The sequence below is a fragment of the Streptomyces hawaiiensis genome, from assembly GCF_004803895.1.
Classification (GTDB): Bacteria; Actinomycetota; Actinomycetes; order Streptomycetales; family Streptomycetaceae; genus Streptomyces; species Streptomyces hawaiiensis.
In genome coordinates this window covers 8,680,838-8,694,869 of record NZ_CP021978.1, presented here as the reverse complement: position 1 = coordinate 8,694,869, position 14,032 = coordinate 8,680,838, and the positions used below count along the sequence as shown (strand labels likewise).

Genomic DNA, 14,032 nt, shown 5'->3' with positions numbered 1-14,032 from the left:
GCCCCCGTCGCCCAGGGCGTGTTCCCGGTCTGCGAGTTCATGCACGGCTTCAGCAGCAGCCCGCAGAAGTCCCTGGCGATCATCCGCCTCCCCCCTGGCCGAGGCGGGGTTCATCGTCCCCGCCCCCACTTCGCCAACCTCAGTGGCCAAGACGTCTACAACGGCAACCAGTCCAAGGACGTCTCGGAGGTCATCACCCGGACCCTGGCCCTGAACACGGCCGGGGACCCGCTGGCCGGCCACATCAACACAGCGGTCGGAGTCGGCGTCTCCGGCCACTCGATGGGCGGCATGACCACCCACGGCCTGCTGACGGCCTGGCCGGACGCACGGATCACCGCCGCGGTCCCCATGTCCTGTGTGGACATGGGCAACCCGAGCCCGTCGGCCCGCGCCAAGGTCCTGTTCATGCACGGCGACCGGGACGGAACGTGCCCGATCTCCTCCGCCCGTCAGGCGTACCGGGAACTGCCCGCCGCCAAGGCGTTCCTCACCTTTCGCGGCGCCGGCCACAGCAACTACTTCGGCGACTCCCGGACCATCAACACGTTCGTGGACTGGATGCGGTGGAGTCTGTACGGCGATACCGCGGCCCGCGACCGCCTTCGCGCCGACGCCACCTCCAGCACAACCACCTGGGAATCCGTCCTGAGTTGAGGAGCGACCCCGCGCCGCCCGGGCACCGCGTTTGCCGTGATCGCGGCGCATCCGGGGCCGTTCAGGATGCGTGACCGCCCACGGACGCGCAACAGCGGGGCGCCCGGCCATCGTTCACATCATGGGCGCTTCGCCACTCCGACCACTTCCCGTACGCCTGCGGGTCAGCCGCGACATCATTGACTGTGTCCGATCCCAGAAAGAGGAAAGCTCATGGTTTCACAAGCAGGGAAGATCAGAGCCGTTTTCCTTGCCGTCTTGTTGACGGTTGCCGCGTCAGTGTACGGCACGACGAATCAGGCGTCGGCCGATACCGTGGCACGGTCGAGCTCTTCGCAGATCATGGCCGACATGGGCGCGGGATGGAATCTGGGGAATCAACTCGAAGCCAACACCAACGGATACCCCAGCGAAACGGCATGGGGTCAGCCGACCGTCACACAAGCCCTCATCGACAAAGTGAGGGCGGCAGGGTTCAAAACGATACGGATCCCGGTCTCCTACCTAGGATCCATAGGGCCCGGCCCGAACTACACGATAAATCCCTCCTGGCTGAACAGAATCCAAGAAGTCGCCAACTACGCCTACAACAGGGGCATGCATGTGATGATCAACATGCACGGCGACGGCTACAAGAGCATCAACGGCTCCTGGCTGATCTGCGATTCACCCTCCCAAGCGACGATCAAGGCCAAGTACCAGAAAGTTTGGCAGCAAATCGCGAACAGGTTCAAGAACTACGACCAGCGCCTGATCCTGGAGTCCATGAACGAAGAGTTCGACGGGCAATATGGTCAGCCGACCCAGCCGTGCTACTCAAACATCAACAGTTACAACCAGATCTTCGTGGACACCGTGCGGAAAACCGGCGGAAACAACGATTCAAGGTGGCTGCTCGTTGCCGGCTGGAACACCAACATCGATTACACCGCCGGGAATTACGGCTTCACGCTTCCATCCGACCAGTATCGATCCCCGTCCATTCCCGCCAGTGAGCGGCGAATCATGATCTCCGTTCATTACTACAGCCCGTGGGACTTCGCCGGGGAGGAGAGCGGCGCCATCACGCAATGGGGACGAGCGGCGACCAATCCGTCGAGAACATCGGCCTGGGGGCAGGAAGACTATCTGGATTCGCAACTGAAGAAGATGTACGACACATTCGCCACGAAGGGGTATCCGGTAGTCGTCGGCGAATACGGTGCGATCGACAAGTCATCGTTCGATTCGTCGAACAACAGGTATCGCGCGGACTTCGCGCGGGCCGTCGCGGCCACTGCCAAGAAATACGGGGCAGCCACCGTCTACTGGGACAATGGTGGGACCGAACGGTACGGGTTCGGGCTGTTCAACCGGCGCTCCCTCACGGTGACCCAGCAGGGCATCATCAACGCCATCATGAGCGGCGTCGGTGGCCGTGCCGCCGCCCCGGGCCTTCCGTCTGGCACATAACAGGACCGGAGGCCCGGCCACGGGCACGTACTTCGGTGGGCGCGCAGTTCGGCCAGGTGGAGGCGATGCCACACGGAGCTCGGCCAGCTGCGCATCTGCCAGCCGCAGAAGCCACGCTGCTTCGCATCTGTGAGCACGCTTCCCAAACGGAGAACAGCGATGTCTTCAGCTGTGGCGCTCGGTGACAAAGTGACTGCCGGGCTTGACCGGCGCGCTGAGCTCAGGGAGTTCCTGCGTTCTCGCAGGGCGCGGCTCAGGCCCGAGGACGTAAGCCTGCCGTCGTACGGGCGGCGACGGGTTCCCGGTTTGCGGCGCGAGGAGCTGGCACAGCTGGCGGGAGTGTCGTACGCGTACTACGCGCGCTTGGAACAGGGGTACGGCGAACCCCGCGATGTTCAGCATCAGTAACTCTCCTGAGGGAGTTGGAAGCCCGCCACCGTGCCGGCACGGTGGCGCGCCGATCAGCGGGACGGCGCTCAGGACCGGCCCGCGTGGTGGGAGGGGCCCTGCCGCCCGGGGTCAGAGCAAGGCCAGCGGCACCTGCGTAGCCAGCTGCTGCCTGAGACCGGCGGCCTGCCCTGGGTCGGGAGCGAGCTTCGACTACGCGCGCGCCGCCCATTGACAGGGCACCCTGCGCGATAACCGGCCCGGGCCCAGCAGGTTGGACCCCTACAAGCCCTACCTGGAGCGGCGGTTCGCTGCGGGATGCGCGGGCATCACCCGCCTGCACCGCGAACCGATCGCCGAGAACGCCCCCGTCACTACCAGATGGTCCGCGCCTACATCGCCACCCTGCGCGCCGCTCCACCGCAGGCGCCGCCTCCGCCGCCGACGGTGCGAATGGTCACTGGCTGGCTCACCCGTCACCCCGCGACTTGAGTGAGGAAGAGCGCGCCGGCCTGAAGGACGTCCTGGCCCGCTGTCCCGAATTAGACACCGCCGCCGAGCATGTCCGCGACTTCGGCGAGAAGAAGTCAACAGGCAGCTCTGCGTACGCGCCGGATCCGAACTACTCCGCAAGATGATCCTGCTTCAGGGGCCCTCCGCGACCGCTCCTCGAGATCTGTGCCAGAGCCCAAAACTCGCGGCAGGCTCTTTCGCCCACGGCAGCGCACACCGTACGCGCCTTGCGTACATCGATCCTCCCTGCGTACAGTGTGCGCATCGAGAGAACGGCGTGCGCATGGTATGCCGAGATTCCACAGAGGAGACGTCATGACGGAGATTTCCCGCTGGCAGGCTCGGTTCGACGAACTGCGCGCCGCGCACCATGTCCCGGGGGCGTCCCTTGCTGTGCTCGTCGACGGGGAGCTTTACGAACTGGCCAGTGGCGTGCTGCACCGCGGGACGGGAGTCGAGGTGACGACAGAGTCGGTCTTCCAGGTCGGCTCGATCACGAAGATCCATACCGCCACTCTGGTGATGCAGCTCGCTGAATCCGGTCTGCTGGACCTGGACGCGCCGGTGGTGGAGGTCCTGCCGGAGTTCGCCACGGCCGACCCCGAGGCCACCAAGCGCATCACGAGCCGCCAGCTGCTGAGTCACACCGGTGGGTTGACCTGCGACTTCACACATGACACCGGTCGGGGTGACGACTGCCTGGCCAAGTACGTGGAGGCCGCCGCAGGTGTGGCGCTCGACTGCCCACCCGGCACGGCCATTTCGTACAGCAGCGTCGGGTACAACGTGCTCGGCCGCATCGTTGAGGTGCTCACCGGCCTGACCTGGGACGAGGCACTGCAGCAGCGGCTCTGCGCCCCGCTCGGCCTCACCGCTACCGTCACTCTTCCCGAGGACGTGCTGCGCTTCCGCGCCGCGATGGGCCACCTCGGAGAGCCGGGCGAGGCACCGGAGCCGGCCCCGGCGTGGAACATGCTGCCGCGCTCGGCCGGCCCCTACGGCGGTGTGCTGTGCGCCACCGCTGCCGACATCGCACGACTGGCCCGGATGCACCTCGACGGCGGTACTGCTCCGAACGGCACCCGGCTACTGAGCGCCGAGGGTGTCGTGGCGATGCAGCGCCGTGTGGTCGACTCGCCCGACAAGTGGACGGTGAACGCGGACGGTTGGGGCCTTGGCTGGACGCTCTACGACTGGAACGGTATTCCTGGCTTCGGCCACGACGGCGCCACCATCGGCCAGTACGGATTTCTGCGCGTCGTTCCCGAGGCGGGAGTCGCCATTGTCCTGCTGACCAATGGCGGCGGCTCACGCCTCCTCTACGCGGACCTCCTGCGCGAACTGCTCGCCGAACTCGCCGGGGTACGGATGCCGGACCCCTTCGCTCCGGCCGCCCAGCCACCTGCTGCGGACATCACACCGTTCACCGGGACCTACCGGCGCGAGGGCGTCGCCATCTCTGTCACTGAACGGGACGGACGGGGGCATCTGGTGTACGAGTTCGTCGACGGCATGGCGGGCCTGTCTCCGGCGATGGAGATGGAACTGGTACCGGTTTCGGAGGCAGCGTTCGCCGGGGCGGGCACGGGTCCCTTTGCCGAGGACTGGATGCCCGTGGTGTTCTCCGCGCTCCAGGACGGCACCGGCGTCTGCTACATCGGAATGCGTGCTGCCCCCAGGATCGGGTGAGCCGGTGCTGCCGGGGGCAGGATGGCGGCCTGACGCTCAGAGGGGGCCAGCCTGGCGAACAACAACCGGGCAAGTCCCGGTTCCCTACGTTGGTCTGCGGAAGGCGGAAGATCGTGCCTGTTCGACTGCGAAGATCTTGGGTCTCGGGGTTGAAGTTGCCGTTGCGGCAGCTTCTACCGTCCTGACCAGGGCCGGAGACACCGGACCGGCGAAACACGTGCAGGAGTCGTGATGGACTGGCCGATCGCGGAGGTGGCCCGAATGTCGGGCGTGACCGCCCGGACACTGCGCCACTACGACGAGACCGGCTTGCTGACGCCGGCTCGGATCGGTGCCAACGGCCACCGCTACTACGAAGAGCGCCAGCTCTTGAGGCTGCAGCAGATCCTCGTGCTGCGGGCGCTGGGCGTCGGGCTGCCGGAGATCGACCGGATCCTGTCCGAGCAGGTCGACGAGGTGGATGCCCTGCGGGGCCACCACCGGCGCCTCCTCGCGGAGCGGGACCGGCTCGACGCCCTGGCCGGCACCGTCTCCCGCACGATCGCCGAACTGGAGCAGTCCAGGAAGGACGGCCATCCCATGACCATCAACCGACCGGAGAACCTGTTCGAGGGCGTGACGCCTTCCCAGTACGAGGAGAACATGCGCGACTTCCCCGAACTCGCCGAGGAGGTCGGACGGCGTGCTGCCACGATGAGCCAGGCCGACGCCGATGCCGTACACCGTGAGCGCACCGCGCAGATGATCCGGCTTGCCGAGCTCATGGCCGCGGGCCATCCGGCCGACGCCGACCCGGTGCAGGCCGAGATCGACGCCCAGTACCGGGCACTGACCGAACTGCGCGGCGTCTCCACCGAGGACTACCGGGCCATCGGACGCTCCTGTGTGGACAACGACGTCTGGCGCACCGCCTACGAGGCGATCGCCCCGGGGCTGGCCGCGTACCAGCGCGACGCCATCGAGGCGTATGCCACCAATCGGCTGAACTGAGACACGGAGCAACCGCCATCAACGGGCCGCGTATGACCGGCTGGCCGCGAAATGAACCCGGCTCCACTCATCAGGCCCCTTGAAATCGATCATCTAGGCTGGCGCGGTGACTGATGAGCAGGAGCGGGTGCAGCCGTCGGGAGTGTGGGCCACGGCGGTGGGGGTGGCCAGGGTGCGGGCGCTGGAGACCGAGCGGGAGAACGCGCTGTTCCGCGACCCATTGGCACAGGCTTTCGCCGCCGCCGGCGGCCTGTGGCCCTCCTCGCCGCCGCCCGATGACGAGGCCGCGCGTCGCCGCCGGCTGGCCGTCTCGTTCTCCATCGTCATCAGGACGAAGTTCCTCGACGACCTGTTGCAGCAGGCCTCCGCGTCCGGTGTACGGCAGGTCGTGCTGCTCGGCGCCGGCATGGACAGCCGGGCCTTCCGGATTGACTGGCCCGAGGGCACCCGGCTGTTCGAGGTCGACACCGCCGCCCCGCTGGACTTCAAGGCTTCGGTGCTTCGCCGGGAGCAGGCCGTCGCGCGCTGCGAGCGGATCACCGTCGCGGTGGATCTGCGTGAGGACTGGCCAGGCGCGCTGGTTGCCGCAGGGCACGACCCGGCCGTGCCGACCGCGTGGATCGCCGAAGGACTGCTGATCTATCTGCCCGAGGATGCGGTGGAGCTGCTGCTGGCCCGGATCACCGCGCAGTCGGCGGCAGGCAGTCGGATGGGGCTGACATTGGGCTCGCGCGGTGTGATCGAGCGCTTCGGCGAGGACGCCGCGTCGGGATCGGCGGCGTCCATGTGGGTCTCGGAGATGCCCGACGACCCGGTGGGCTGGCTGGCCCGGCACGGCTGGGAGGCCCACAGCCACACCCTGCGCGAGCGCGCTGCCGCCTACGGCCGCCCGATCAGCACGCCGCCACAGCGCGAGGAGCGGCCCGGCGGACTGATCTCGGCGGTCCGCCAGTAGAGAGCGCCTCCCGGTTCCCCAAGCCTTGCCGCGTGCATGATCTACGGCGTGCCGGCTGACCTGCTCGCCGTCTCGGTCACCCGGTGAGGGCGAGGATGTGCAGGCGAACGATACCGGGCATGGCGTGGTGGGCGCCGTCGCCCTTGAGGCGGCAGTCGCGCAGGATCTTCCAGGTCCTCATGCGGGCAAAGGCCTGCTCGACGCGGGCGCGGGCGCGGGCTGTGCGGTGGGAGGCGTTGTGTTCCTCTTTCCAGGCCGGTAGTTCGCTCTGGCCTTTCTCTCGGCGATGTGGGATGACCAGGCCGGTGCCCTGGTAGCCGCCGTCCCGATGACGGTGGTCGTGCCGACGACGGCTTTCGCCCAGGACAGTTCCCGTGCCTTGCAGTCGTTGCGGTTGCCGGGTAGCGGTCGGCCGACGGCGACGACCATGCGGGTGCCGGCGTCGATGACGACCTGATGGTTGGTGGAGTACCGGTAGTGCTTCAACTGCTCGGCGATGGTGTGGTCGCGGGTGGGGACCAGGGTGCCGTCGACGATCAGCACGGTGTCCTTGCGGAACCGTTTGCGCTGTTGGAGCGCGAGCGAGGGGCCGCCGTGGTCGATGATGCGGTCGGCGGCCGACTTCGATACCCCGAACAGCGGTGCCAGCTGCCGCAGCGTGAGGTTGGTGCGCCAGTACGCGGCGCCCAGCAGAACCCGGTCCTCCCGCAACGCAATGATGAGCTTGCCGAAGTGACGTGGCCTCAGCCCGGAGAACGGAGCTGTCCAGGAGGGCTCCGACGCCGTGATCACACCAGAGACGACAAGATCATGTCACCCGCGACCGGCAGACTTCTTCCCGTTCCAGGGCCCGGTGTCCGACCCTCGACCTACGATGCCCGGATGCAGCCACACTTCACCGGCACCGCCCTGATCACCGACGATGTGCCGGCCCTCGCCGCCTTCTACGCCGCGGTCCTGGACGCAGATGTCGAAGGGAGCGACCCCTTCGCCCGGGTGACGGTCCCCGGTGCCGTCCTGTCGTTCTTCTCTGTACAGGGCATGGAGTCGATGGTGCCAGGATCGATGGCCGCCGCTGCGAGTGGAGGCTTCACCCTGGAGTTCCAGGTCACCGACGTGGACGCACGCCACGAACGGCTGTTGGCTCAGGACGTTGAGATCCTCAAGCCGCCGACAACCCAGCCGTGGGGACGGCGCTCAGTGTGGCTGCGTGACCCAGACGGCAACATCGTCAACCTCTACCAGGAGGCGTGACGACCGGTCCGCTACACCTCGCTTCACTCATTGCGGACAGCCCTTATGGGTGTCTCACGTGGCTGGTTTCGCGAGCTTCTTGTAGCAGGTCAGGGCGGCCAGGCCGAGGAAGGCGAGGAAGCGCGAGCCTTTCATCCGTATCGCCGGACTCGATGCCGGGCCGCGCGATGCGCGCGACGAGCCCGCGCTCGCGCAGCCAGGCCAGGTGTTCGGCGGGGAAGTACGCCTTGCCTACGCGGAGTTTGACGGGTCGGCGCCGCCGTGGTCCCCTGCGAGACCGGACGCCGGGTGTGCCGCGGATGAGCGGCTTGAGGGCGAGGCTGTCGTGCATGTTCGCGCCGGACACAGCGACGGCGAGCGGGATGCCCTGGGCATCGGACAGTAGTGCATCAGGAAACCAGACGCTTCGATAGATCAGCGCCCACGACCGGCGTCATGCCGCACGAACATCACGTCACGTGAGACAGCCTCTAAGCCTTGATTGGTGCGGCCGACCTGGCGGCCTCTTCGATCTTCGCGCAGTAGGCTGCACGGGCTTCCTCGTCGATCTGCTCCTCGTGTTCGGCGCGCACCCCGGTCCGGCCGTCGAGGCCCTCGCGCAGGATATCTGCGTGCCCGGCATGCCGGATGGACTCGCCGAGGACGTGGACCATGATGGCGAACAGGTTCGTGTTGGGATATGGCTCCCGCCACCACGGCACGTGGCCGGGGGCGTCGAGGGGAAGCTCGTTGATCGTCGCGTCCGAGTGTTCCCACGCGCGCCGGTAGAACCCGATGATCTGATCGCGGGTCTCGTCCTCGGTCGCCCACAGATCGCTGCCGTTGGAGTGGTCCTGCCACCGGGGCAGCGGTTGCGGGAAAGGGCGGTCGAAGACCTCGCCGAAGTACCTGGCCTCGACGTTGGCCACGTGTTTGACCAGGCCGAGGAGGTTGGTCCCGGTAGCTGTCAAAGGTCGGCGGGTGTCGTATTCGGACAAGCCGTCGAGTTTCCAGAGCAGCGCCTCGCGGTCCCGCCGCAGTCTCCCGTGCAGGTTGTCTTTCGCGAATTCATCGATCATGCGGCATGAGCCTGCCATGGGCTGCTCGTGGTCTCAAGATCCCGTCCGCGGTCCGCAACGACTGGCAGAGCCGAGGCCTGGCCATGACCGCCGCCCTGACCTGCTACAAGAAGCATTTCGTCCTGCCCACCCAGTACGTCTTCGTCTCCCCGGCGTTCGCCCACAATCTGCGCACGGCGCTGGCGAAACGGGCTCAGACCCGTGCGAAATTCCTTGAGGAGCCGGCCGAAACGAGTGATGAGGTCATCACCCGGCTGACGGCCGATCAGCAGCAGGAAGTGGCCCCGCTGGCGGAGCAGCGGACTTTGCGATGTTCGTGCCCGTCGACATGGACCTGATGCTCGATCAGCACAAGACCACCCCGCATGGCAGGGCCACGCGGTTCCCGGACGAACAGCGCGAACGCCCGCTGTCATGCTGCCTCCGGACGAGCATGGTCCCGAGGAGGCCCGCTACGTTCAGCAGGTCGGGCGGGTCTGTGCCGAGCGGTGGAAGGCCGACGCCGACACCCCGGAACTGATCGCGCAGCACCCCCAGTGAGGTTCATGCCGAGAACGCTAGGGAGTTCGTCACTTAACATCAAGTGCATGTAACTGACTGGACAAGTTACCCAGACGCAACACAGCGAGCGGAAGGGTGAGCGCGCTTCGCGAGATGCGCGACGACCGACAGCCGCGGCGGTTTCGCACGGTCCGCCGGCCCGCGTCGCGGCGTGCACCCGCAGACCAAATGCATGTGAGTAAATCCCTCATTGAGGAAATTGCATTTGTAGCAGGCGGCGGCTGCTCCTAGTGTCGAGACGTGCCTCAGGGTCGTACCTCACTGATGAAGGAAGCCCGATCTACCGCATCGGAACTCACGGACGAACCGGAAACTCGACTCCCGCTATGAGTTCATGCGCACGGCCCGTCTCGGCGGCGAATCCGGCACCCCGTCCGTCTACGCGAAGGAGAGTAAATAAGTTGTCCACGAAATGCACGGTGATCGTCGGCGGCGGCCTAGTGGGACTCACAGCCGCGGCCTCTCTCAAACACATCGGCCACGAGGTCATCGTGCTGGAACAGGCGCCGCGCATTCGAGCCGTCGGCGCCGGCATCGGCCTTTGGGACAATGCGTTGCGAGAGTTCGACCACCTCGGTATCGGCCCAGCGATCCGAGACATGGGCATCGAACAGAACACATGGTTCTTCAACCCTGCCGGCGATCCGGTCCGCGCTCCTGGCTACACCGACAGCGATCACCGCTTCCTCCTCGTGCCGCGCCCCGAGTTGAACAGCCTCCTGGCCGACACCATCGGTCGCGACCGAATCCGCCTCGACGCCCACGTGACCGGATATACCGAGACCGGATCGGACGTCGCCGTGCACCTTGCCAACGGCGAGACACTTCGCACGGATCTATTGATCGGTGCGGACGGCGTCCACTCACGTGTGCGCAAGCAGCTGGTGCCGGGGAGCGACGCCGTAACACACTCCGGCCATTACGCCTGGCGTGCGATCGTACCGATCGGCAACCAGAACTCAGAGTCCACGGTCCTCACCGTCGGCCACCACCGAACCCGTGGCGGGTACGCGAGGATCGCTCGTGACCAGACCATGTGGATGGTCAACCAGTTCGATGCCGGACCGCTCACCGGGACCAAGCGCGAACGGGCACTGGAACGCGCGCGGAATCTGGCCGAAGCGGGATGGAACAACGGCCTCCTGTCTCTGATCGCCCAAACTCCGGAGGAGTCGATCCTGGAGAACCAGGTCACGTTGGTCCCGGCATTGTCCCGTTGGGCCAGCGCGCGCGTCGCGCTGGTCGGCGACGCCGCGCACGGCCTGTCCCCCCACATCGCTTCCGGCGGCACTCTCGGCATCGAAGATGCCGGTGTCCTGCGCAGCAACCTGACAGCCGAGGCCGACCTGGAAAAGGCCCTCACTGGCTACGAACACGCCCGCAGCGCCCGCTTCGATACGGTCCGCGAACACTCCGCTGCCGTCGAACATGCCAGCGACGCAGTCGAATTCGCGCAACGCTACGCCGCGTTCAGTCGCTGGATGCTCACGACGGCACCCGCTACCTGACATCGACCGACGGGACATCCTGCTCACCGCCCAGGCCGGTCGTCACACCGACCCGAAGGGTGGACCAAAAGCTTGGGAGACCGAACATCCGCCACCCCCTCAGCGCCTCCAAGAATCAGGGAATCACCAGTGAACTTCCGTATCCATATGACACGAGGCGAGCAGTAGATGACGGACTGGGTAAATCTCACGGAGTCTTTGATAGCGTCGCCTGCGCTCTACGCCGTGCTCATCGCGGTGTCCTTACTCGACTCTTTCCTCCCGCTGATCCCGAGTGAACCCGTCGTTATCCTCGCGGGTATAGCCGGCGCAACCGGACAGGCGAACATCATGCTTGTCATCGCCGCCACGACGGTCGGCGCCTTTCTCGGCGACCTCGTTCCTTACTCCATCGGCCGAGGGATGGGGGAACGCGTATTGAAGCGCCTGCCGGTCGGCACCAAGCGCAGGAAGACGTATGACTGGCTCGAGCGCGAACTTGCACTACGCGGCGGCTTTGTACTCGTCTCCACGCGATTCATTCCGGTCGGAAGATATCTCGCCACGGGAACGGCGGGAGTTGTGAGGTACCCGCTGCGCAGGTTCATGCTGTACGTTGCGATTTCCACCCTCACATGGAGCGCCTATACCGCACTGTCGGGATACCTCGGCGGCGTATTCTTTCAGGAGAATACGCTCCTCTCTGTCGCCGTCGGTGTCGGACTAGCGTTCTCTGTGACCGGCGCGGTGGAATTCTCACGATATATTCGACGCCGCAAGAATCCTGTCGATCCGGATGATGTCGTCGCCGAATATCGTTGAGTCACGACTTTCACACTGAGCCTGAAGCGCCCCGCAGCGAGGTCCGCCTCGCGCCGTGCTCCCGTCAGCGCCTGCCGGCGGGAGCACGCCGACGACCAAGCGGCTTCGCCACCGCACTACTGGGTCATCTACACCGCCGCTCGGTACAGACCTTCTCGCTTCACGAGAGCCCCCCTCAGCCCGAGAGGTGGCCTGAACGGTCAAAGGCCCTTTGCTGCAGGCTCAAGAATGGCTACGCACTCCACGTGCGAGGTCATCGGGAAGGTGTGCAGTTTGACCGTCCCGGGAAACTTGCAGGTCAAAGATGGTTTCGAGGGCGAAATCCAGCCCCTCGGAGAGTCTCGTGCGCCCACACCGGGGTGCGGCCCACCGGCGGTGGGGCTGTCACCCTCGCCGCTCCCTTTCGCTGCCCTGGCCATGACCGAGGCGACCGGCAGCGCACCGCGCCTGGCATCCAACGTGCGGGCAGTGGATCAGCACGGCACACTCTTCGATACCGTGAGGGTATGAGCCATCCGCACCCAGAACTCAAAGCCGCCCCGCCCCTGCCTGACGGAGGACTGAGGGTCACCGCCCTGGGTGGCTTGGGCGAAATCGGCCGGAACATGACCGTCTTCGAGCATGCCGGCAAGCTGCTCATCGTGGACTGCGGTGTGCTGTTCCCGGAAGAGAACCAGCCCGGCGTGGACGTGATCCTTCCCGACTTCACCTCTATCCGGGACCGCCTCGACGACATCGTCGCCGTCGTCCTCACCCACGGCCACGAAGACCACATCGGCGCCGTGCCCTATCTGCTGCGGGAGCGGTCCGACATCCCCCTCGTCGGCTCCAAGCTCACCCTCGCCTTCATCGAGGCCAAGCTCAAGGAGCACGGGATCAGGCCCCGCACGGTCCGCGTGCGCGAGGGCGACCGACGCGGCTTCGGCCCCTTCGACTGCGAGTTCGTAGCAGTCAACCACTCCATCCCGGACAGCCTCGCGGTGGCCCTGCGCACCGGAGCCGGGATGGTGCTGCACACCGGTGACTTCAAGATGGACCAGTTCCCCCTGGACGACCGCATCACCGATCTGCGCGCCTTCGCCCGCCTCGGTGAGGAGGGCGTGGACCTGTTCCTCACCGACTCCACCAACGCCGAGGTCCCCGGCTTCACCACCTCCGAACGCGAACTGAACCCCGCGATCGAACAGGTGATGCGCACCGCACCGCGGCGGGTCATCGTCTCCAGCTTCGCGAGCCACGTGCACCGCATCCAGCAAGTCCTGGACGCCGCCCACCAGCACGGCCGCAAGGTGGCCTTCGTGGGCCGCTCCATGGTTCGCAACATGGGCATCGCCCGCGATCTGGGCTACCTCAAGGTGCCGTCCAACCTGATCGTGAACACCAAGGAGCTGGAGAAGCTCCCTGACCACAAGATCACTCTGGTGTGCACCGGATCCCAGGGCGAACCGATGGCCGCCCTGTCCCGGATGGCCAACCGCGACCACCAGATCCGCATCGGCAAGGGCGACACCGTCCTGCTCGCCAGCTCCCTCATCCCCGGCAACGAGAACGCCATCTACCGGGTGATCAACGGTCTGACCCGGTGGGGCGCCAACGTCGTCCACAAGGGCAACGCCAAGGTGCACGTCTCCGGCCACGCCAGCGCCGGCGAACTCGTCTACTGCTACAACATCGTCCGGCCCCGCAACGTCATGCCCGTGCACGGCGAGTTCCGTCACCTGAGGGCCAACGCCGACCTCGCCATCCGCACCGGCGTCGACCCCGACCGGGTCGTCATCGCCGAGGACGGTGTCGTCGTCGACCTCGTCGACGGCCGCGCCTCCATCACCGGCAAAGTGCCCGCGGGCAACGTCTACGTGGACGGCATGGAAGTCGGCGGCGCCACCGAAGCGTCCCTCAAGGACCGGGTCACCCTCGCCCAGGAGGGCGTCATCACGGTCGTGGCGATCGTCGATGCCGACACCGGCGGGCTGGCCGAGGCCCCTGACTTCCTGGCCCGCGGCTTCGTCCACGACGAGACCACGTTCGAGCCGGTGATCCCCATCATCGAAAAGACGTTGGCCACCGCCGCCGAGGAAGGCGTCGGCGACGCCCACCAGCTCGAACAGCTCATCGCCCGCGCCGTGGCCAACTGGGCCTTCCGCACCCACCGCCGCAGGCCGCTGATCATCCCCGTCATCATCGACGCCTGACCGGGCCGCCACCCA

12 protein-coding genes and 2 pseudogenes are annotated in these 14,032 nt (G+C 66.4%); 12 read left to right on the top strand and 2 right to left on the bottom strand.

The window, feature by feature from the left end:
* Positions 1-18 precede the first annotated feature (18 nt).
* The 6 genes and pseudogenes from CEB94_RS39425 to CEB94_RS39400 all read left to right on the top strand — a co-directional run bounded on the left by CEB94_RS39425 (position 19) and on the right by CEB94_RS39400 (position 6,643).
* Positions 19-657, top strand: coding sequence for a poly(ethylene terephthalate) hydrolase family protein (locus CEB94_RS39425; RefSeq protein ID WP_246112067.1), 639 nt, complete (start codon positions 19-21; stop codon positions 655-657).
* Positions 658-870: 213 nt separating this feature from the next.
* A complete protein-coding gene (locus tag CEB94_RS39420; protein WP_175436703.1) occupies positions 871-2,109 on the top strand; it encodes a glycoside hydrolase family 5 protein in 1,239 nt (412 codons plus the stop codon).
* Positions 2,110-2,268: 159 nt separating this feature from the next.
* Positions 2,269-2,490, top strand: a pseudogene (locus CEB94_RS39415) (transcriptional regulator); the annotation flags it as partial.
* Positions 2,491-3,324: 834 nt separating this feature from the next.
* Complete coding sequence (locus CEB94_RS39410) at positions 3,325-4,698, top strand: serine hydrolase domain-containing protein (protein ID WP_246112066.1); 1,374 nt, start codon at positions 3,325-3,327, stop codon at positions 4,696-4,698.
* 231 nt (positions 4,699-4,929) lie between these two features.
* On the top strand, positions 4,930-5,688 hold the full coding sequence (locus CEB94_RS39405) for a MerR family transcriptional regulator (protein WP_175436701.1): 759 nt from the start codon (positions 4,930-4,932) through the stop codon (positions 5,686-5,688).
* Between the two features lie 142 nt (positions 5,689-5,830).
* A complete protein-coding gene (locus CEB94_RS39400) occupies positions 5,831-6,643 on the top strand; it encodes a class I SAM-dependent methyltransferase (protein WP_175437360.1) in 813 nt (270 codons plus the stop codon).
* Positions 6,644-6,719: 76 nt separating this feature from the next.
* Here the strand turns inward: CEB94_RS39400 and CEB94_RS39395 are convergent.
* Positions 6,720-7,435 (bottom strand): annotated as a pseudogene (locus CEB94_RS39395) (transposase).
* A gap of 90 nt (positions 7,436-7,525) precedes the next feature.
* Here CEB94_RS39395 and CEB94_RS39390 point away from each other — a divergent pair.
* Positions 7,526-7,897, top strand: a complete 372-nt coding sequence (locus CEB94_RS39390) for a VOC family protein (RefSeq protein ID WP_175436700.1) — start codon at positions 7,526-7,528, stop codon at positions 7,895-7,897.
* 470 nt (positions 7,898-8,367) lie between these two features.
* On the opposite strand, the gene CEB94_RS39385 is transcribed toward CEB94_RS39390, so the two are convergent.
* Positions 8,368-8,955: a DinB family protein gene (locus CEB94_RS39385; protein ID WP_175436699.1), complete on the bottom strand. Its 588-nt coding sequence runs from the start codon at positions 8,953-8,955 to the stop codon at positions 8,368-8,370.
* Between the two features lie 5 nt (positions 8,956-8,960).
* Here CEB94_RS39385 and CEB94_RS39380 point away from each other — a divergent pair, with 5 nt between their 5' ends.
* From CEB94_RS39380 to CEB94_RS39365, 5 genes are all read left to right on the top strand, one after another.
* The gene (locus CEB94_RS39380; RefSeq protein WP_175436698.1) at positions 8,961-9,293 is read left to right on the top strand and encodes a hypothetical protein; all 333 of its coding nucleotides are present in this window, start codon (positions 8,961-8,963) and stop codon (positions 9,291-9,293) included.
* A 76-nt stretch (positions 9,294-9,369) separates the two neighbouring features.
* Positions 9,370-9,495 (top strand): hypothetical protein, encoded by a 126-nt coding sequence (locus tag CEB94_RS41810; RefSeq protein WP_281292562.1) that lies wholly within the window; start codon positions 9,370-9,372, stop codon positions 9,493-9,495.
* A gap of 422 nt (positions 9,496-9,917) precedes the next feature.
* Positions 9,918-11,024 (top strand): FAD-dependent monooxygenase, encoded by a 1,107-nt coding sequence (locus tag CEB94_RS39375; protein WP_246112065.1) that lies wholly within the window; start codon positions 9,918-9,920, stop codon positions 11,022-11,024.
* 168 nt (positions 11,025-11,192) lie between these two features.
* Positions 11,193-11,825, top strand: a complete 633-nt coding sequence (locus CEB94_RS39370) for a DedA family protein (protein WP_175436696.1) — start codon at positions 11,193-11,195, stop codon at positions 11,823-11,825.
* A gap of 506 nt (positions 11,826-12,331) precedes the next feature.
* The gene (locus CEB94_RS39365; RefSeq protein ID WP_175436695.1) at positions 12,332-14,017 is read left to right on the top strand and encodes a ribonuclease J; all 1,686 of its coding nucleotides are present in this window, start codon (positions 12,332-12,334) and stop codon (positions 14,015-14,017) included.
* The last annotated feature ends 15 nt before the right edge of the window (positions 14,018-14,032 follow it).

Excerpts from the sequence above, each read along its gene's own strand:
- CEB94_RS39420 (WP_175436703.1), top strand. The coding sequence starts at position 871 with ATGGTTTCACAAGCAGGGAAGATCAGAGCCGTTTTCCTTGCCGTCTTG.
- CEB94_RS39410 (WP_246112066.1), top strand. The coding sequence starts at position 3,325 with ATGACGGAGATTTCCCGCTGGCAGGCTCGGTTCGACGAACTGCGCGCC.
- CEB94_RS39405 (WP_175436701.1), top strand. The coding sequence starts at position 4,930 with ATGGACTGGCCGATCGCGGAGGTGGCCCGAATGTCGGGCGTGACCGCC.
- CEB94_RS39390 (WP_175436700.1), top strand. The coding sequence starts at position 7,526 with ATGCAGCCACACTTCACCGGCACCGCCCTGATCACCGACGATGTGCCG.
- CEB94_RS39385 (WP_175436699.1), bottom strand. The coding sequence starts at position 8,955 with ATGATCGATGAATTCGCGAAAGACAACCTGCACGGGAGACTGCGGCGG.
- CEB94_RS39380 (WP_175436698.1), top strand. The coding sequence starts at position 8,961 with ATGAGCCTGCCATGGGCTGCTCGTGGTCTCAAGATCCCGTCCGCGGTC.
- CEB94_RS41810 (WP_281292562.1), top strand. The coding sequence starts at position 9,370 with ATGCTGCCTCCGGACGAGCATGGTCCCGAGGAGGCCCGCTACGTTCAG.
- CEB94_RS39370 (WP_175436696.1), top strand. The coding sequence starts at position 11,193 with ATGACGGACTGGGTAAATCTCACGGAGTCTTTGATAGCGTCGCCTGCG.
- CEB94_RS39365 (WP_175436695.1), top strand. The coding sequence starts at position 12,332 with ATGAGCCATCCGCACCCAGAACTCAAAGCCGCCCCGCCCCTGCCTGAC.